The sequence below is a fragment of the Emticicia soli genome (assembly GCF_037860775.1).
GTDB classification, from domain to species: Bacteria; Bacteroidota; Bacteroidia; order Cytophagales; family Spirosomataceae; genus Emticicia; species Emticicia soli.
Genome location: NZ_JBBEWC010000012.1, coordinates 23893 through 44515 on the forward strand (window position 1 = coordinate 23893; position 20623 = coordinate 44515).

The 20623-nt window shown below is 40.7% G+C and carries 16 protein-coding genes; 9 read left to right on the plus strand and 7 right to left on the minus strand.

Going from position 1 to position 20623, the window contains the following annotated elements; translation table 11 throughout:
* Window positions 1-12: 12 nt before the first annotated feature.
* The 3 genes from WAE64_RS18915 to WAE64_RS18925 form a co-directional block, all read right to left on the minus strand.
* Window positions 13-954, minus strand: a complete 942-nt coding sequence (locus tag WAE64_RS18915; RefSeq protein WP_340239202.1) for a glycoside hydrolase family 43 protein — start codon at window positions 952-954, stop codon at window positions 13-15.
* Window positions 955-1104: 150 nt separating this feature from the next.
* Entirely contained in the window at window positions 1105-2541 is a 1437-nt protein-coding gene (locus WAE64_RS18920; protein WP_340239204.1) for an arginine deiminase family protein, read from the minus strand.
* Window positions 2542-2882: 341 nt separating this feature from the next.
* A complete protein-coding gene (locus tag WAE64_RS18925) occupies window positions 2883-3053 on the minus strand; it encodes a hypothetical protein (RefSeq protein ID WP_340239205.1) in 171 nt (56 codons plus the stop codon).
* 160 nt (window positions 3054-3213) lie between these two features.
* Between WAE64_RS18925 and WAE64_RS18930 the strand changes: the two genes are divergently transcribed.
* A complete protein-coding gene (locus WAE64_RS18930; protein WP_340239206.1) occupies window positions 3214-6384 on the plus strand; it encodes a cyclic nucleotide-binding domain-containing protein in 3171 nt (1056 codons plus the stop codon).
* Window positions 6385-6450: 66 nt separating this feature from the next.
* On the opposite strand, the gene WAE64_RS18935 is transcribed toward WAE64_RS18930, so the two are convergent.
* Entirely contained in the window at window positions 6451-7032 is a 582-nt protein-coding gene (locus tag WAE64_RS18935; RefSeq protein ID WP_340239207.1) for an HD domain-containing protein, read from the minus strand.
* Window positions 7033-7480: 448 nt separating this feature from the next.
* On the opposite strand from WAE64_RS18935, the gene WAE64_RS18940 reads away from it, so the two are divergent.
* From WAE64_RS18940 to WAE64_RS18975, 8 genes are all read left to right on the plus strand, one after another.
* Window positions 7481-8851 (plus strand): sensor histidine kinase, encoded by a 1371-nt coding sequence (locus tag WAE64_RS18940; RefSeq protein WP_340239208.1) that lies wholly within the window; start codon window positions 7481-7483, stop codon window positions 8849-8851.
* Window positions 8852-9078: 227 nt separating this feature from the next.
* Window positions 9079-11235 (plus strand): ATP-binding protein, encoded by a 2157-nt coding sequence (locus WAE64_RS18945; RefSeq protein WP_340239209.1) that lies wholly within the window; start codon window positions 9079-9081, stop codon window positions 11233-11235.
* Between the two features lie 28 nt (window positions 11236-11263).
* Window positions 11264-11638 carry a response regulator gene (locus WAE64_RS18950; RefSeq protein WP_340239210.1) on the plus strand — a complete coding sequence of 125 codons (375 nt, stop codon included), beginning with the start codon at window positions 11264-11266 and terminating at the stop codon, window positions 11636-11638.
* Window positions 11635-12681 carry an adenylate/guanylate cyclase domain-containing protein gene (locus tag WAE64_RS18955; RefSeq protein WP_340239211.1) on the plus strand — a complete coding sequence of 349 codons (1047 nt, stop codon included), beginning with the start codon at window positions 11635-11637 and terminating at the stop codon, window positions 12679-12681. Before WAE64_RS18950 ends, WAE64_RS18955 begins: the two co-directional genes overlap by 4 nt.
* A gap of 301 nt (window positions 12682-12982) precedes the next feature.
* Window positions 12983-13747: a Fe-S cluster assembly ATPase SufC gene (sufC, locus tag WAE64_RS18960; RefSeq protein ID WP_340239212.1), complete on the plus strand. Its 765-nt coding sequence runs from the start codon at window positions 12983-12985 to the stop codon at window positions 13745-13747.
* A gap of 24 nt (window positions 13748-13771) precedes the next feature.
* Window positions 13772-14152 carry a RidA family protein gene (locus tag WAE64_RS18965; protein ID WP_340239213.1) on the plus strand — a complete coding sequence of 127 codons (381 nt, stop codon included), beginning with the start codon at window positions 13772-13774 and terminating at the stop codon, window positions 14150-14152.
* A 1-nt stretch (window position 14153) separates the two neighbouring features.
* Window positions 14154-15482: a Fe-S cluster assembly protein SufD gene (sufD, locus tag WAE64_RS18970; RefSeq protein ID WP_340239214.1), complete on the plus strand. Its 1329-nt coding sequence runs from the start codon at window positions 14154-14156 to the stop codon at window positions 15480-15482.
* 153 nt (window positions 15483-15635) lie between these two features.
* Complete coding sequence (locus WAE64_RS18975) at window positions 15636-16343, plus strand: DUF4412 domain-containing protein (RefSeq protein WP_340239215.1); 708 nt, start codon at window positions 15636-15638, stop codon at window positions 16341-16343.
* Here the strand turns inward: WAE64_RS18975 and WAE64_RS18980 are convergent.
* The 3 genes from WAE64_RS18980 to WAE64_RS18990 form a co-directional block, all read right to left on the minus strand.
* Window positions 16328-18799: an ATP-binding protein gene (locus WAE64_RS18980; protein ID WP_340239216.1), complete on the minus strand. Its 2472-nt coding sequence runs from the start codon at window positions 18797-18799 to the stop codon at window positions 16328-16330. The genes WAE64_RS18975 and WAE64_RS18980 overlap by 16 nt on opposite strands.
* A 212-nt stretch (window positions 18800-19011) precedes the next feature.
* Entirely contained in the window at window positions 19012-19422 is a 411-nt protein-coding gene (locus WAE64_RS18985; RefSeq protein ID WP_340239217.1) for an Hpt domain-containing protein, read from the minus strand.
* A 126-nt stretch (window positions 19423-19548) separates the two neighbouring features.
* Window positions 19549-20415, minus strand: coding sequence for an AraC family transcriptional regulator (locus WAE64_RS18990; RefSeq protein WP_340239218.1), 867 nt, complete (start codon window positions 20413-20415; stop codon window positions 19549-19551).
* Window positions 20416-20623 lie beyond the last annotated feature (208 nt).

Here is a 20623-nt window from a genome sequence, read left to right on the forward strand (position 1 = left end):
ACTAAAAATCACTCAATTCTTAAGCAATCCTTCCGCTATTTTTTTCGGAATTTCTATTACGCTGCCGTGTCTCATGCCTTTCGGGAAGCGCATTTGTGCCGAAACCTCCTGCCAATCGTTTAAATCTTTTGAGCGATAAGCACCATAATAATGCGGCTTAGTGTAGTGGTCGAAATAGACATAATAGTAATCAGCGATTTTAATGGCCGATGGCCCTTCTACCCAACTGATGGTAAAAGGCTCTGTTACATTTTTGAATGGGCCGGCAGGGGTATCTCCAACTGCTATTCTAAGATTTTTCTTTACAGGTTTCAGGCGTTCATCTTTCAGAAACATATAAAACTTGCCTTTTTCTTCAAGCAAAGTAGCATCGATACAATTGAAGCCCGGGTCATAATAAAGCTTGGTTTCGCTGAAATTTACGAAGTCTTTGGTACGCACATAATAGAAGCGATGGCTGTATTTGCTTTCGCTCAGATTGGTGGTGTCTTCTGCATATTTACCTTTGACGGTCGACGACCAGAAAATAAGCCAGTCTTTTTGTTTTTTGTCGTAAAATAATTCAGGTGCCCATACATTCCGCACATTATCTTCGTTTTCCATTACCGGAATCGCCTTTTGGGGTGTCCAGTTGATGAGGTCTTTTGAACTCGAATACCCAATTATTTTACCATTATCTCCGTTCCATGATACCGTCCAGACCATGTGATACGTGCCGTCAGGGCCTTGTTTAATGGCCGGGTCACGCATCAGATTATCGGGGTGGTTAATCTGTGGTTTCAGAAACGACTGGTCGTTTTTGAGGGCTTGCCAATTGTAGCCATCTTGGCTTAGTGCCAGATGCAGGCCATCTTGCCCGTTGTCTCTGAACGAAGTAAATACATAATAAGATTTTTTCTGTGCAAAAACCTGCGTTGCGCCAAGCAGTAAGAAGAGTAAGAGGGTGTTTTTCATTAAATAGTGGTAGGGTGTTAAATTATTATACTCCCACAAAAATGCCACCTTTAGCGTTGCCTACCAAAATTTGAGCTGAATAATTTAGTGTAGCATACTTGATTTGAATTAGCCTGAGCCATAAATCTACGGCTCAGACTAAAAATATTTCTATATCACGTTCTCTCGCAAAATCGGTAAACTCATGCAATGCGAGCCACCTCTGGCTCTTGAAAGCTCGGCCGATGGCAGCATGATGATTGTATTGGTGAGTGTTTCGGGCGATAATTCGTTGTTTTCGAATTTCTGGAGCAAATCAATGGCATTGATTGTTTTGAAACCTGCGTTTCTGAATGCCTCGGCGGTGTGGTCGTTGCGGTCGTAACCTATGGCAACGCCTTCTTTCAAGGCCAGCAAATTACAAGAGTCAGTCCATTGTTCACGAGCACCATACGGGAACTGGTTATTGCCCGAATAAATAAATTTGATGTCATCATAACAATTCAAATCATCTCTCGTGATTGAGGTAAGTAAGTCTTCCAGATTATCAAAATCTTTGATTTTAACCCCATCAGCTTTATCGATGAATTGCTTAATGATAAGCGTTTCATAGCTTGGTTTCTGGCCGAGTTTTTCCCAGGTTTTCTGTTTTTCAGCTTCTTCTTTTACACGACCCAAAGAGCCTAGCAAAACCCATACATTGCATTTGATTTGTGTAAAAATGGTGTCAATGTGCATATAGTCCCGTTTTTGCGGAATCTTGATGATGGTTACTTTTTTCACAACTTTGCGTTCAAAAAGTAAATCAATGGCTTGGCGTGCTGCTTCCACTGATGTTCGCTCGCTTACGCCTATTAACAGATGGTTAGGTGCTACCATCATTACATCGCCACCTTCGAGGGTATTTAGTCGGTCTTCCTGTTCGTCTTCCGGCAGCAGAAAATGGTTTTCGTCTTCTGTTACTTCAATAATCTTGTTTCTTAAATCAGCAAAAATATCGTGGTTGAAAAATATGTATTTAGCCAGTAATGACTCCCTCGTGCGGGCATATTTGGCTGGTTTGTTAAGCAGCAGGTGGTCGTTTACCACAATACCAATATCACGGGTAAAAATGAGGTTTGGTATCGGTGGGAAGAGCATTTTGTTGTTGGGCATTGTACCTGTAATAAGCACCTTTGCCAGGTCAATCACAGCCATATCGGCCAGTTCTTTCTGAAACCCGAACGAGCATTCTTCAACTGCGCACACGGCCGCTATCAATTGGGTGCGCACTTCGGGCATAGCCAGAATATCAGCCAGCAGGGTTTCAAACTCTATTACTTTATCTGACCTGAAATAGTTTTTGTTTTCGGGCTTGTAGAAATCACGGCTTGTATCGGCATCAATTTCGTGTAGTTTGCCTTTTACTTTTTCGGGGTCAAGAAAATATAACAAAATCTTTACATAATAGTCGTACTCATCACGACGCATGGTTTCAAGGTGCACAATGTCTTCAAAAAGCCAGTCCTGGGCTTTAGATGGTACTACTTTGCCCAAACCACTATCAGGGCTATGGATAATCAAACGGCGTAATGTGCCTACTTCGGACGAAACAAATATATTTTGCATGTTTTTTACTGAACTAATGAGTGAATGGTGATTGAGCGATTATTTGCTTTACCTGTATTTATGTGAATGTCATAAGTGCCAGCGAATAAATTCGCCGTCTAATGTAACAAAGGTATTTTTTTGTATAAAACGCCGGACTTAAGCGACCGACGCCCGGTCCGGCTCACATATTAAAACATTCCTTTGTTTAATTAGGCACCGAATTCATTCGGTGTTAAACAATTGCATTGCAATGTTCAATACATCAAAACAACACAAACAGGCATTAACCTATATGCAATCACTAAATCGGGTTAAACTAATGAAGAAATATGCCATAAAGGCGTGCATAGCGCAGCGCATTAGTAAAACCCAAACTGTGCCATAAAGAACAATAGCTGAAAAAATGCTACCAGTATGGGCTGGGGTTTTGAGAAATGACACAAGCAGTTTTTCAGCGCAAATCCGTAGCCATTATCGGGGCGATAGTGCTTGTTTTTGGGTAGTGCGATATTTTCGTTGAAAAGTGCCATTTTATTTTGCAATAATACAAGTTATATCAAAGATTTCAAAATTGCCGGTTTTTTCGTGGCTCTTTCTTGGTCTCAAATTCGGAAACTTAATAAATCTTTAAAAAAACATTCCTAAATTGCGTAGTCCATTCTTAAAATACAAATGGTTGAAACTAAAAATATGAGTGGCATAGCCCAGACAGACGAACGCCCTAAAGAATCAAGACTGCTTATATTGTTTTTCCTACACAATTTCTTTATTAGTTTAGGAACCGTGTTAGTATACGTATCTGCGAACCTAATTCTGCTCGAACATCACCCTGAAGTATCGCTTCCTATTGCTTATATTGTTTCTACTTTTGCCATGATGGGCGTAGGGAAAATCTATGAGCATTATGAGCATAACCTGGTGCTCAAAAAGCTCAGTGTGCGGGTTTTGCTGGCGGTGCTGGTGTTGTCGGTTATTATGGGTACAATTTTGTTTTTTAATCACTCAACCATTGTAGCCATTGGTATCATGGTAGGGTTCAGAGTGATTTATTTGCTCGTAAATCTTGAGTTCTGGGGAGTTTCGGCTTTGGTTTTTGATGTGCGGCAGAGCAAGCGGCTCTTTAGCGTAATTGGTTCGGGCGATGTGCCTGCCAAGGCTATCGGGGCTATTCTGGCGGCATTAATCCATTCTACCTCGGTGCTGGCAATATTGGTGCTTGTGGCCTTTTTTACGTTTTTGCTGGCATTTTTAACACAAAAACGTACTTTTGAATTAACCGAGATTCCGAGCCATCATCAGAATAAAGTGCGCCGCCATACCGATTCCAAGATTGTAGAAACACTATTCGGTGGTAGCCATCTGGTTTTCGAAATGTGTATCGGTTTGGTTGCCATAGCGGCCTCGGCTACTTGGGTAGAGTATAATTTCTTCGTAAACGTAAAGTATAAATTCCATCATCAGCACGATGTAATTCAGTTTGTGGGCTATTTGCTGGCCATTACTTATACTATTTCTACTATTGTTAAATTAGTTTTATCGAGCAAAGTAATTGATAAGTTCGGGCTGAAAAATGTGCTTCTTTTATTGCCGATAGGTACATTGCTGATGTCAGTGTTGTTGGTCGGAATGTCGTCTTACCAACACGACGATAGCTCTTTACTCTGGGATTTCAGCGCGGCTTATTTGTGTTTTGAGGTATTAAGACGTACCGCCTTCGACCCCGTTTTTCTGGTTATGTTTCAGCCTTTATCAACCCAGCAAAGGCTTAAAGGGCATACTCTGGCCAAAGGGTTTTATGAGCCACTTGGTATGGGCTTGGCAGGTATATTGTTATTGATAGCCTATTATGCGCATTCTACGGCCATCTGGATAGCCTTTTCGTTTACGGTGGTGTTATCGTTAGTGGCTTTGTTTTTCCTGAATAAAGCCTACAAACGCTATATTATAGAGTTGAAAAATGCTTTGAGCAAGCGATTCCTGAAAAGCAACGAACTGGTTGTGCAAGGCGATGCCGTAGGTATTATACTGAAAAACCTCACGAGCGATAAGCCAGAAGAAGTAATCAGCGCCATTGACTGGATGGTGAAGTTTGAACCTAAGGTTATTCAGAATCAGGTATCGATATTGCTAAAGAATAAATCAGATAAAGTAAGGTTACATATCCTGACGGTTGTCAGAAACAGGCATTTGGTTTTAGATGAGCAGTTTTTAAAGATTTTCAACGAAAATGAGCCTAATCCGCTGGCTCGTCGTATTTCGGCCGAGATAGCCTGTACGTCGGCCACGTCGTCAGAACAACGCTCGTTTTACCTGAATTCTAAAAATATTTATACGCTCGAAGGGGCAATTATAGCCTGTTGGAAAATACAACGCTCTGAGGCAAAGGCCAAGCTGGATGAACTTTGTGAAAGTACAGAAACATCACGCTTGATTGTAGCACTCGAAATTATTGAGTTTTTACGCCTGAAAGAATACGAAACCTTTGTGCGGATATGCCTTGAAAAAGAGACCGGAGCCGTAAAAGAAAAAGCCATAGAAGTAGCAGGAGCCATTGATTCTTCGGTTTTAATAAAAGGGCTTGTACACTTATTAGAAGACCGTATATGGGGCAAGAAAGCCATTAACAGCCTGATAAAATCGGGGGGTAGGGGCTTTGCCGAGGTTGAGGCACTATCGAAAGGGGTTGATACGGGCTTGTTGCAGAAAGTGGTTTTGTTTAGCGAAAAATACCAGAGCCTTTCGAGCGAACGCTTGTTGATACGCCTGGTACAGAATGAGTCGCTTATTGTAAGACAAATGGCACTGAAAGTACTAAGCCGCCGCAATAATGCCGAAGATTACGAAGCACTATTTGAAAAACTTCTGGAGGAGGAACTGGCGCACGCTTACCAGGTATTGAATGGTTTTGGTGTGCTTGAAGATACCTTGTTACAATATGAATTGGGGCAGTCGTCGAACCGCATTTTTTATTTGTTGATGCTGCTTTATGACAAAGATATGGTGCAAGATGCCATGTTGGGTGTTGAGCATTCGTCGAAAGAGAAAAGAGCTAATGCGCTTGAGATTCTGGATAATATTATTCCGAGGTCTATTTATAAGTGTCTGCATGCGATACTCGACGAGTCGGAAATCGATAAGAAAAGAGCTGTTTTTGAGGCCTATTTCGATAAAGATATTGAGCGGATACCAATTGTGCAATATGTGCTCGACAAAGGAAGCCTTGCTTTTGGCGACTGGACAATTGTAGCAGCTATGCGTAAGTGGGATTTTAAGGCTAATAAAAATCATACACTTTTTGAAAAATATGTGGGGCATCAGAAAAAGTTATTTAATGAAGCCAGCAGAGAAATAATAGTAAAAGAAGCGAGTTTAACAGAAAAATATAAAGATATTTTAGCTATGCATCACGGACACCACGAAAACGAAATATCGGAGCTGGAGCGTGTAATTGTATTGAAAAACACACCATTGTTTTCTGAAACGCCAGAAAACGTGCTCACATCGATTGTGCCGATTATGAATGAGGTAACGTATCATGAAGGAGAGGAGATTTTTCAGAAGGGAGCAATTGGCAATTGTATGTATGTGATTTACTCGGGCGAAATCGGGATTGTTGACCACGAGGTGATTTTTGCCACAATGGGCAAAGGTGATATTTTCGGCGAGTTGGCTCTGCTCGATTCTGAACCTCGTTCGGCTACGGCTTTGGCAAAAACCGATGTGCTGTTATTCAGAATAGACCAGGACGATTTCTACGACCTGATGGAAGAGCGTGACGAATTGCTGCGCAGTGTGTTACGTATCTTGTGCCAACGCATTCGTCTGCAAAATGATAAATTGAAGCGATTGTCGGTACACTGAAAATTATTGTCGAATTTCGATTGCAGATTGTCGAGTTGGGGAAATTAGACCTTATAAAATAAGCATTTACTTTATCATTCCCTTCAATTCTTCAATACGCTTTAGTTTGTTGGGTTGGCGCCATTGTTGGGCGGTTTTGGTCCAGTATTGGTGGTTTTGCAGAAATTCTATCTGTAGTTTGTTCCAGGTATCGGTGTCTGTTACGAGTTCACGTTTGTTGAGTTCCTGATAAAGCGAATCTGAAATAGGCCAGAAATCGTCTCTACCCAGATAATCAAGGTCAGCATCGGCCAGAATCTCTTCTAAATGATTAGCAGGGGCTTGTGGTACTCTTGTAGCCATTATCAGGCCGCATATTTTCTCAATCTGTTCGTCGGTATAATCAAAATTCGGCAACGATACCCGTGCAAGGCGGCAGCCTTCTTCTTCGTGGCCTTTGTAGGTGCTTATAAAGCCCAGGTCGTGGTAAAGTGCAGCGGTTTGCAGTAGCAGCAGGGTTTCTTTATCGTGTATTCCCTCGGCTATGGCTATCTGTAAGGCGGCATTGCTTACATCAACAGTATGATGCACCCCATGATAAAACAGGGTATCTGATAAACTCTCTTCAAGTTTTTCAAAAACGTATGCTTCAGCCGCTTCAATATTCATCTGTCTGTTGGTTTTGCCTCTTTAATTTTACTTTTGGTTTCAGAGTGCAAATATTATCACAAATTTTATTCAAATAATTCTAATCAAGCGGTTTTTTCTGTTGAATTAAAGAAACAGGCTTCTGCGAAAGCCTTAAAATTGTATTTTGCAGGATTCTTCTCTATTTTTGGTTGAAAATGATTTAGTAGCTGTTGGATGAAGTTAAAAATATATTATCCCTACGGGATACAGATTTTGTGAACTTTTATTTTCTACCGATATACCATCCCTACGGGATATGAAATTTGAAATTTTTTAAGTTCCAGAGGAACGTTATATCGGTAGATAAATTATACATTTTGAATGTATGTATCCCGTAGGGATAATATATTTTCAATTTTAGTTAATAGATATGATTTATTATTACACAGCCAATTAAAACACTTAACTCTATTACTCCGAGAGCAATATGAAAGTTGATTACAGCGACATGGTAGAAAAGGGTCTTTTTACGTTTTTCGTGATACGTTTCCTCAGAATGTATTACGATACTCCCAAGCGATTTCCGGAGCAAGATAAACTACTTAAAAAAACATGGCTTTTTGTTATTCCGTTGTTTTTGGTGGCAAATATACCCGGCCTACGGTTTATTAATGATTGGTACTACCAGGTTTTTATATTGGTGGGGGCGTATTTTATCTACCGAGCCCGATACAACCGCAATACCCGTGTGCTGTTTACGGCTGTGCTGCCTGTTGTAATCATGATAGGTATCAACACTTTCTTTAAACTTATTTTTCCATCGTTTCATAAAGAGTACGACGAAATATTTGGTTCGGCGTATGGCTTTGCTTTCTTCTGGATGATTGGTTTTGGTTTTTATGCCCACAGGCAAAATAAAGAAGAGCAAACGCAAAGGCAAAAGGCAGAAGAAGAACGATTGAGAAGTGAGGCTAAAAAGCAGGAATTGGAGTATCAGGTAGCAGAGCGAACAGCCGAGCTGACACGCCAGAAAAACGAACTGGAAGAAACCATTGCCGAGTTGAAATCGACACAAAACCAGTTGGTGCAGGCCGAAAAAATGGCTTCATTAGGAGAACTGACGGCAGGCATTGCCCACGAGATTCAGAATCCGCTCAACTTTGTAAATAATTTCTCGGAGTTGAGTGTAGAACTAGCCAAAGAGCTACAAGAAGAGCTCGACCGTGAAGACCAGGATAAAGATTTGATTGTTGATTTGGTAAGTGACTTGGTACAAAACCAAGAGAAAATAAACCATCATGGCAAGCGTGCGGCAAGTATTGTAAAAGGTATGTTGCAGCACTCACGTGCCAGCACAGGGCAAAAAGAAGAAACTGACATGAACGATTTGGCTGATGAATACCTGCGCTTGTCGTATCACGGGTTAAGGGCGAAAGACAAAACTTTCAATGCCGACTTCAAGACACACCTTGACCCTAAAGTGCCAAAAGTTAGCATAGTGCCGCAGGATTTCGGGCGGGTATTGCTTAATCTCTTTAATAATGGCTTTTATGCTGTGCAACAAAAGGCCAGAATGGGTATTGAAGGCTACAAGCCATTGGTAGAAGTAAGCACCGAATTTGTAGAAAAAGACCAGGAAATTGTGATAAAAGTAAGCGATAACGGCACCGGAATCCCCGAGAGTGTAAAGAACAAGATTTTTCAGCCTTTCTTTACTACCAAGCCAACAGGGCAGGGTACGGGGCTGGGTTTATCGTTGGCTTATGATATTATCGTAAAAGGGCATAATGGTACCTTAGAAGTAAACTCAAAAGAAGGCGAAGGCACCGAGTTTGTGATTGTAATACCTGTGAATTGAGAATATCTTGAACTTTGATTTACCTGATTAATCTGATTTTACTGATTCTAGTTATTGAAGTGCTAAATTTCTCCGTGCTTGATTTCTATAATTCGCTTTACTTTAATGATGTCAATTATGAATTTAGAAAATAATAAATCATATTAGGTCAGGTAAATCAGTAAAATCAGCTAAATCAAAGTTCAAGACTAAAAGACATTACTCAAATAAAGACACTTACCAATTTAATGAAGCATTTTTTAGTTGTTTTTATACTTCTTTTAAGCTTTCAGGTGCAAGGGCAAAAGAAGTTTTCGCCACTTGATTCGATTCCAGTGTATGGTTATAACCTTAGCAACCATTGGAAATGGAAGACGGGTGATAATCTGCTTTGGGCAAAACCCGATTTTGACGACAGCCAATGGGAGAGAATGGATATTAGTGAATCTATTGAAGAGTTTCCAAAACTCCGAGAGGCCGAAATAGCCTGGTTCAGAAGACCCATACAGGTAACAGAGGCCTTAGTAAACCAAACACTTTCTATCAGTGTCAGGCAAATGGGTGCATCTGAGATATACCTCGACGGTAAACTGGTCTACAAGCTAGGCGTAGTAAGTAAAAAAGCCGAGGTAGAAAAAACACTCTCGGAAGTAGATGCGCTGCCCATTGTTTTAGCAGATACCAACAAGCACATATTGGCCGTTCGTTATTCGTTTTCCAAGAGTAATTTCTATTATCCGGGTACTAATTCAAGCGTGTTTACTCTGAAAATACACGATGCCCGTACCATAGGTCAGTTTCTTGAAGAGCAAACAAACCGCTCCGCCGGGTTTCTGTATTTCTTTACTGGCATTTTTCTGCTTTTCGCTATTCTGCACTTTTCGTTCTATGCCTCAAACAGAACCAGAAAAGTGAGCCTCAGCCTGGGCATAAATATGCTTGTGCTTACGCTGGCTTTCTTTTTGCGAAGCATAGAAAGTTATCAGTATAACACAAGCACCCGAGAGATATTCGGCTTGCTTTCTATTATTGCAACTTATGTAGGTATTTTCCTGATTAATGTATCGTTGTATAAGTATCTCAACCAGAAATTCGGTGTTATTTTTTACATCTTGGCTTTTTTGGTGTTGGGTGGCTTACTATCTTACATTTTTAACTGGAATCTGCCTTATGCGCTTGATTCGTGGCCGGCATTTTTATTACTTTTTGTCGATTTCATCAGGGTAAGCATTCTGGCCGACCGCCGCAGAGATGCCAACGCCAAAGTGCCTATTTATTCGCTTATTGTAGTGGCAGCGTGTGCTGCTGCAGGTATCATTATCATCATGATTGGGGGCTCGGTTGGCACGTTTAATGGTGGTTCTTCAAGTATTATTTTAAGTGTGGGCGTACTGGTTATTATAATCATGTTTTTCAGTATTCCAATCGGGCTGTCGTTATCGTTGGTGAGAGAATATACAAGAACACATCAGGCGTTGAGCAAAAAACTGGCTGAGGTAGAGAAATTATCAGCCGAAAATCTTAGACATGAGCAAGAAAAACAACAATTATTGGCCGCTCAGAACGAAATACTAGAGCGGCAGGTATCAGAGCGCACAGCCGAATTGGCGCAGTCGCTCGAAGACCTGAAAGCCACACAAACCCAATTGATACAGAGCGAAAAACTGGCATCGCTGGGTGAGCTTACGGCAGGTATTGCCCATGAGATTCAGAATCCGCTGAACTTCGTAAACAATTTCTCGGAACTGAGCAGAGAACTGATTGAGGAACTACAAGAAGAAAGAAGCAAAGACAAAGCCGACAGAGACGAAGGGCTGGAAGAAGAACTGCTCGGCGATATTTCGCAAAACCTTGAAAAAATAAACCATCATGGCAAGCGGGCAAGTAGCATTGTAAAAGGTATGCTTGAGCACTCAAGGGCAAGTTCGGGCAAAAAAGAGCCTACCGATATAAACGCATTGGCCGACGAATACCTGCGCCTGGCGTATCATGGCATAAGAGCCAAAGACAAGAGTTTTAATGCCGACTTTAAGACTGAGCTAGAGCCAAACCTACCAAAAGTGCCTGTTATTACGCAAGATTTTGGGCGGGTATTGCTCAACATCATCAACAATGCCTTTTATGCCATAAAAGACAAAACTGGCAAAGGGCAGGTAATTGTAAAAACAAGCAAGATTGATGATGAAATTGAGATAAGAATCAGCGACAACGGCACGGGGATACCTGAGCACGTAAAAGCCAAGATTTTCCAGCCGTTTTTTACTACGAAACCTACGGGGCAGGGCACGGGGCTGGGGCTTTCGCTGGCTTATGATATTGTTAGCAAAGGACACGGCGGCTCGCTTGAAGTAGAAACAAAAGAGGGCGAAGGAACAACGTTTATCATCAAATTGCCTTATCTTTGACATATATTAATCGCTTAACCCAGTTTTTATGAAAATTTTAGTAGTTGATGACGAAGAAGATGTAAGAGTTTTATTCCAACAACGTTTTCGTCGGGAAATCAGGGCGGGTGAGTTTGATTTTAATTTTAGTGGCTCTGGCGAAGAGGCATTGAGCTATCTGGAAGGGCAGGATTCACAGGCGGTTCTGATATTATCAGACATTAACATGCCGGGCATGAGTGGCCTTGAACTGCTGAAACAGATTCGGACCAAATCGCCAAGTGCACCCCCGGTTGTGATGATGATTACGGCTTATGGCGACCAAGAAAGCCATGCACAAGCCATGAGATTAGGAGCTAACGATTTCCTGACCAAGCCTTTAGATTTTGCAGAACTGAAACAAAAACTTAAAAGTTCGATATGAACGCTAAGATAATGGTTGTAGACGATGAGGCTGATTTAGAAACGCTCATCAAACAGAAATTCCGCCGACAGATTCGAGAGAAAACCTATGAATTCAGCTTTGCACAAAATGGTGCCGAAGCCCTAAAGCTATTGCAGGAGGTTCCGGATATTGATATGATATTGAGTGATATTAATATGCCAGAGATGGACGGCCTCACGCTTTTGAGTAAGATTTCAGATAATCACCCTTTGCTAAAGGCTGTGATTGTATCGGCTTATGGCGACATGGAGAACATCAGAGTTGCCATGAACAGAGGTGCTTTTGACTTTTTAACTAAACCTATCAATTTCGAAGATTTAGAGCTAACAGTACAAAAAACCATTAAGCACGTTACGCAACTGCGCCAGACCTTACAGGCTATTAAAGAAAACAATATCCTGAAAATGTATGTCGACGAAACAGTGCTGAAATTCATGAACAGCCAGGAGTTTGAGTCGTCGCTTACGGCCAACGAAACCATTCAGGCATCGGTTGTTTTTATTGATATTTGCGGTTTTACCTCTATTTCAGAGAAAGAATCGCCCGATACAGTTGTAAACCTCATCAACAAATACTTTGATGTAATGGTGAAGGGTATCATAGACCAGGGCGGCTACGTAGATAAGTTTATGGGCGATGCCGTGATGGCGGTTTTCAAAGGTGAGTATCACCTTGACCGTGCCATTGAAGCCTCGTTGGCTGTACGCTCGGCTATCGATAAAATTGAAGAGGTGTTGCCAAACCATTCAACCTATCTGCCTAAGGTATCAATCGGTATCAATACCGGCGAAATGATTTCGGGCAATATTGGTTCGGCATCATTGAAACGCCTTGATTATACCGTAATAGGCGATACCGTAAATACGGCACAACGCTTGCAGTCGGCAGCTAAACCAAGCCAGATTATTATCAGCGAAGCAGCCTACGAGAAAGTGAAAGAATCGTTTAATTGTAAAGAAGTAGGAGAGGTAGCACTCAAAAATAAAGCACAGAGCATAAAGCTCTATGAGGTAGTAGCTTAACAGCTATTCGTAAAGCTCTTTAATAAGCCGCATAATGCCGATAAGGCTATTTATGCGGCTTATTTATTTGCATATAATTGCCTCACAATAAAGCTTCTAAGCCAATATATGTGGTTTTTGCTACGTATATATTAAATTTATTGGCAAAAAGGAACGAGCAAGCACTATTTAGGGTTATTATAATAAAATTAAGAATAGCATCTTGGCTATTTTGGTTGTATCTTTGCAGCCTGATTTTTTATATCTATCAGAGTATACATACTAATCAGTAGTCAGAAATCATTTAAAATAAAGCTTAAAAATGCTCACTATCAGTAATTTACATGCAAGAATTGAGGAGAAAGAGATATTACGAGGAATAAATTTTGAGGTAAAACCAGGCGAGGTACATGCAATCATGGGACCAAACGGCTCTGGCAAAAGTACACTTGCTTCGGTTCTTGCAGGTAGAGAATACTATGAAGTAACCAACGGTACTGTTGAGTTCAAAGGTAAAGATTTATTAGATATGTCTCCGGAAGAGAGAGCCGCCGAAGGTATCTTTCTTGCATTTCAATATCCTGTTGAAATTCCGGGTGTTACCACCGTTAATTTTCTTAAAACTGCTTTGAACGAAATCCGTAAATATAACGGAGAAGAGCCTCTTGATGCGGCTCAGTTCTTGAAAAGAATGAAGGAAAAAGCGAAGTTGGTTAAAATTGACGATACGCTTTTGAGACGCTCGTTGAACGAAGGTTTTTCGGGCGGTGAAAAGAAACGTAACGAGATTTTCCAGATGGCAATGTTAGAACCACAATTGTGTATTCTTGACGAAACCGATTCTGGTCTTGATATTGATGCCCTTAGAATTGTAGCCGAAGGCGTAAACAAACTAAGAGACGAAAACCGGTCGTTTATTGTAGTAACCCACTACCAACGTTTGTTAGACTATATCGTGCCTGATTATGTGCATGTATTGTACAAAGGCAGAATCGTGAAGTCGGGTACAAAAGAACTTGCACTTGAGCTAGAAGAAAAAGGTTACGACTGGATTAAAGCCGAAGTTGATTCGCTTGAAGTAGCTTAACCAATCAGATCAGCCAACCACTCCATGACAATCATTCAGGTATCTGACAGCCCTAAACCCGTAGGCCATTATTCGCACGCAATTGTGAGCAATGGGCTGGTGTTTACATCGGGTATTTTACCTATCAGAATAAAAACTGCCGAAAAGTTGCCTATCGAATCGTCGATGGAAGAGCAGATGGCAGTAGTTTTTGATAACCTGAAACAGGTGCTTGCAGAAGCCGGAAGCAGTATAGATAAAGTTGTGAAAGCAACGGTTTATATTGCCGATGGTGATAACTGGGGGATTGTCAACCAATTGTATGCCGATTTTTTCGGAAACCACCGACCAGCCCGGTCGATTATTCCGGTAAAAGAGTTGCACTTTGGCTATAAAATAGAATTAGAAGCAGTAGCAGAATTATAAGATGAGTTCTATACAAAATACAGAATTAAAAAATCAATTAGTTGCTGATTTTCAGACTTTGCAAACACAACTCAACGGCAAAAGCACTTTGCCTGTAAATGTGTTGCGTAGCGAAGCCATGAAGAATTTTGATAGATTGGGTTTCCCGTCTATTCGCCATGAAGAATGGAAGTACAGCAATGTTTCGACACTGGCGAAACAAAACTACAATTTCGAGGCGGCCTCTGATTTCAGCAATGAAGATTTAAAAGAAATACATCTGCCAAACCTGAAAGGCAATGTGCTTTATTTCGTCAATGGCGTATTTCATGCAGAATTGTCGCACATCGAAAGCCCAAGCGAGCACTTGCAGGTTGTAACTTTTGCCGAAGCGCAAGAAAAAATGCCTGAAGTAATTGAGCGTTATTTTGCCCAATATGCCGACTACAAAAACGATGCCTTCACGGCCTTGAATACAGCCCTTGCAAAAGATGGTGTAGTAGTGCATATTGCCGACAACAAAACGCTTGAAGAACCTGTTATTCTGCGTTTTATTGGCGATACCCGCAAAGAAGACGTAGGCTCTCAGGTACGCAACCTGATTGTAGTAGGCAAAAATGCCGAGGTGAAAATTGCTGAGGCATACCGCACAATTGGCGATAACAAGTATTTTATCAATACTGTTACAGAGTTCGTACTTTTTGAAGACGCAAGAGCCGATTACTATAAAGTACAAAACGAAAGCGATAACACGCACCATATTGGTACTACACAGGTTTACCAAAAAGACAGAAGCTATTTTTATGCAGCAACTGTTACGGTAAATGGTGGTTTTGTAAGAAACAACCTGAATATTGCTTTAGACGGCGAGCGCATCGAAAGCCATTTGTATGGCCTATATGTGCCAAGCGGTAAGCAACACATTGATAACCATACACTTGTTGACCACAGAAAACCTAATTGCGAAAGCAATGAATTGTATAAGGGTATTCTGATGGATAAATCGACGGGGGTTTTCAATGGTAAAATATTTGTGCAGGAAGATGCACAAAAAACCAATGCTTACCAGAATTGCCGCAACGTAGTAACGAGCGACGAGGCAACCATGAATACCAAGCCACAGTTGGAGATTTGGGCCGACGACGTGAAGTGTTCGCACGGTACTACTACCGGAAAGCTAAACGATGAGGCTATTTTCTATATGCAGTCGCGTGGGATTCCGAAAAAAGAAGCCATTCGTTTGCAATTGCTAGCCTTTGCCGAAGACGTAGTTTCTCAAATCAAAATCGATTCTATTAGAGAATACCTTGAAGGCTTGATTGTTGACAAACTGGCTGATTTAGGTAAGTAAGAAATTAAGATATTGATATAGATATAAATCCCTGTAGCTTGCTATGGGGATTTTTTATTTGTGTTTTGCCGCTTAGTAAAAACTTTTCTCATAAAATTAAGGTTTTGTCGGTTTTGTAGATGGCACTTTCTATTTTACGAAAAAAAACACTTTATGAAAAACATTCTATTTGTTGTATTAATTACTTTAGGGTCTTTCAGCGTTTGGGGGCAAAGTACCAGCGATATGATGAAAGCCATGGGCAGTGGTAAAAAAGTAAAGCCAAAGCCTGAGTATAATTTTGTAGGAGCACTCAAATTTCAGTCTTCTGCTATGCACGAAGGCAAACCGTTTAAAGGCGAACAATGGTGGTATTTTCCAGCCGGAAATGAGAATATTTTTGCTTTTAAAATGAGTATGCCCAATTCGCCGTCTGTATTAAGCGTGATTGATTATAAAGAAAAGGCCATGATTATGTTTATGGAGCAACAAAAAATGGTAATGGGGATTCCGCTAGATATAGATAAGAGCATGAAAGATGTGCAAGACGACCCTAAAACCAAAATAAGTACACCCAAGAAAACAGGCCGCACCAAGAGTATTCTAGGCTATGTGTGTGACGAATGGTTGGTTGAGAGTGCAGAAAATACCTCAACAATGTGGGTAAGCCAGAAGCCGCCATTTGCCTCAGCCGGATTTTTCAAGGTAATGTCGCAGCAATTGCTTACCAGTACAGGCATGCCATTACCAGCCGATATGAAAGGTATTCCTCTGGAAATACAATCTATTGATAAAAAAACGAAAGAAAAGTTTAGCATGGTTTGCACTGAAATCAGTAACAAACCAAGCAAGTTTTCAACGGCAGGTTATAAAACCATGTGAGGTTGCCTTTGCAGGTAATTCTCAATTTTGGCAATTATTTCTTTCTGACGGTAAGGTTTTGGCAGATAATCGTCAAAACCTGCCTCTTCAAGCGTACTTGAGTCTTTCAGGAATACATCGGCTGTTAGAGCAATGATAAACGGCTGGTCGGTATCCTGATACGTTTCTCTGATGAGTTTCGAGGTCATGATACCATTGATACCCGGTAGCTGAATATCCATAAAAATCAAATCATATTTGTTTTTCTGAGCCTCGGCTACGGCTTTTTCGCCTGTATCTACAATATCAAAGTTATCCATCACGCCTTCCAGAATCCGTTTCAGAATCTTCTGGTTAAATTCGTTGTCTTCAACCACCAGCACTTTGTGGTTCGATAGAATCTTCTGCGGTTTATTGGTTTCTGGTTGTACGGTAGCCTGCTGAATCACTGTTTTGAATATCCATTTTTCAACTACTTTCATCAGATTTTTCAGCTTCATGGGCTTAATCATCATATCGCTGTAGTCGAATGTTGCATATTCTTTAGCATCTTTTTCGTGGCTGTATGCCATTACTACCACAGGCACATTGGCTGGTACGCCGTTGTCTCTGAACACCTTGATGGTTTTCTCTAACTGGCAGCCAATCTGCATTGAGTCGACCAGTATCAGCGATGGTGTCGGGTGGGGTTCTACAAAGAATTTTTCAGGGGTATCAAACGAAACCAGTTTAAGTTTTTTATCTTTAAAATATTCCGAAAAAGTCTCAACAGCCTCTTTTGAATCGAGTGCCCAGATACAAGAGTCGGTATTAGCATATTTCGTAAATAAATCGCCCAGAATAACAGGTTTGGTATCGGTGTTTTGGAATGGTACTTCAAAGAAAAACTCTGCACCTTGGCCAATCTTGCTTTTCACGCCAATTACGCCACCCATCATTTCGGTCAGGCGTTTACAGATAGCAAGACCTAGTCCGGTTCCGCCCGAATGCTTATTGGTAAGCTGCTTAAAGCGGTCGAATATTATTTCCTGCTCGTTTTCGTCAATACCCTTGCCTTTATCTATTACTTTACAGGTGAGAATAGATTTGCCGTTGACAATTTTTGTAGAAACTTTAATGGTTACCCAACTGCCATTCGGTGAGAATTTTACGGCATTCGAAATAAAGTTCAGTATAATCTGGCGTAGGCGGTTTCTATCTGCCTTGATATACACCGGCAGGTTAGGGTTCAGCATCAGGCGCAGTTGAATACTCTTCTCAAGAGCCGTAGCATAGAATACGTCAATGCAGTCGTCAAATAACTCAACCGACGAAAATACCTCTTCCTGAATAAGCAGTTCGCCTGCTTCAATTTTAGAATAATCTAATATATCGTTAATCAAAGAAATGAGGCTTTCGCCACTTTTCTTGATAATATTTACTAATTCAAATTGCTCGTGCGATAAAGCAGTGTTTTCGAGCAAGCTCACGGCACCAATCACGCCATTCATAGGCGTGCGAATCTCGTGGCTCATATTGGCCAGAAAAGTAGTTTTCATGATATTATCACGTCTTTCTTTTTCTGCCAGATGAATCAATTGATGGTTAATAACCTGCAAGCGTTCTTCTACCCGTTCTTCAATGGTAACATCTTCAAAAATCCAGATACGGCCTGTGTAGCGGTTTACATGAATCAACTGTGTGATAACATTGTAAGTGCGGTTGATGGGCGAGCCGAATTTCCATCGCCAGCGGTCAATAGAGTTTGAGAACATCAACTCCTGCATTTTGCTTTGTACTTCTTCTTTGTTCTGCAACATATTGATAAGGTTGCTGAAACCCTCGGCGATTTTTTGTGCCGTAATGGGCGCATCAGAAGAGAAACCAAACAAATCGTAGGCTTTGGTGTTCATAAAAACGCCATTGGCGCTTTCGTCGACAAACACAATCGGAATCGGGCTTTTGCTAAGAATAGATTCAAAGCGGATATTGAGCTCGGTTAGCTGTGTGGTTGTCTGGTAGGTAGAAACGATTTCTTCGAACCTGATTTTGCATAGGAGCGAAAAATAACGGTATGAACTATGTATTAGGGCATCGGGTTCACATATTTTTACGAGCAAGCCGGTGCTATGCTCGGTTTTTATAGCCTGAATGATAACTTTTTTAGGTGCTTGCTCAAAGCTGAATGCGCTTGTATCTTCTTCAATTACCTTGAAAGTATTTTCGCTGAAGTTGTGAGAGGAAAGAAAAGGGATTTTTAAACCAACCAGCGATGAATCGGTGCTATAAGCGATTTCGGCAACATTAGAAGGCAAAAAGTGTACATAGTATATTTTTTCGGCAACATCGAGTTTTTTCAATGTTTGCAACAACACACTCATAATCTTGTCGATGGTATCGTTTATGCCAATGGTTGTTTTAAAGAACCTGACATATTTATTCGACCAGATTGTTTGCTCTTCTGAATCTATCATTGGTGCATTGTTTTGTAAGGTCATTGGGGCATCTTTTACTAGAACTAAGACATCTATTACAAGTAAAATAATGCAAAAATCAAGCCAAAATAATGCTATCGGAAAGGTCGTATCCGCTTGATAATTTTTTTTTATATTAAGATTAAATTATTAGAAGAAGAAAGCGTTTGTGTAGATAGGTGCCTGATTATTGCTAACCAAGGCACCCTGAAAATTGTAGATAGATACGTAAAAAACTAGCTTAATTGCTCGTGTTCTTCTTTAATAATACCAATAAAAGCATCTAGTTGGTTGATGAGTGCGGTCGATTCTTCGTTAGTGATGTCGAAATCGGGGTCGTTTTTTGCTTTTACCTCAAATCTCTTCATTTGGTCTGAGAGCTCAGTACCACCTACAAAACCTACTGCCGAGCTAATAGCGTGAATTTTTTTCACTACTTTATCTTTATCTCCTTCGGCTTGTCCGGCTCTGATTTCTTGTATTTCTTCGGGCATAAGCGCTAAAAAATCACCAAAAACTTCTACAAGATACTCTTGTGTATCATAATTTTCCATTAAAAACTCTTTATCAAGAGTTTCATTAAACTGATGTGTTTCAAACATAATTGGTTTGGCAGGACTATTAGTGCCCGTTATTAATTCTTGCAATAAAACAAAATCAATTTTAGTTTAAGCAAAATAAGCGTAAGAATAGAAAGGTAATAAACGTGGGTCAAAAATTATACCATGTGTAAGTTTCTTAGCCGAAACTTGCGCAAAGTTATAAAATTTAATTTATGTCTTGGTATCATATTTTTTCAGGTAGGCACTTGGGGTCATTTTAGTTCGGTTTTTAAACTGGCGGTTAAAGTTAGATACGTTGTTAAAGCCATTGGCAAAACAAATTTCTAACACGCTGGTATCGCCACTCTGTAACATACGGCAAGCATGGCCTATTCGGATGTCGTTCAGAAACTCAGAGAAGGTTTTTCGGGTACGTAATTTAAAAAAACGGCAAAAGGCATTGGGGGTCATGTTTACAATTCCGGCTACTTCTTCCAAGTTTATTTCTCGCTCATAGTTGCGCATCAGAAACTCAAAAACATCGTTTATGCGCTGGTTGTCAGTCTCTTTTTGTGTACTCTGGTAAGTAATACCCGATAAAAATTCTTTGTCGGCCGATACAGAAAGGGCGTTGAGTATTTCAAGAAAAGTAAGCAGTTTTTCGAAGCCTTTTTTATTGATAATAGACGCAACAAGTGTGGTAAGCGCATTTGCTTCCCGGTTTCGGATTCTGAAGCCCCTCGAGGCTTCGTTGAGCAGGTTTTTGAGGTGTAGCGTTTCGGGAATATCAAAGAAGTTTTCGCCCAGAATATCGCCTCTGAAATAAATAGATATAGAATGTGCCCGTAGGTTTTCGGTATAATATTCGGCATCACTTCGGAAAACGTGCGGCAGATTACTGCCAAGCAGGTAAATATCGTAGGGCTGAAAACGGTCTATGTTATCGCCCACAAATTGTGTTCCGGTACCTTCAAGCATCAGGGTTATCTGCCACTCGGGGTGAAAGTGGAGCGTATCATAAAAATAAGGTAAGTCATCAATCTGCACACGAAACGATTCTGTTTCTGTTTTAGGTATTCGGAAGAGTAGGGGTTTCATGTTTTAATGGTGATACCCCATCCCCAACCCTTCCCCAACAGTGGGGAAGGGAGTTAAAGCCCATCTCCCCACTGTTGGGGAGAGGGGTTGGGGAGTGGGGTTTATGTTAAGATTAAACATTTTAAAATAAATACTAATTTACCTCTATATTATATACTGTACAAATATATGGGGTAAAAAAGTATAAGTAATGGCGAAATGAGAATAA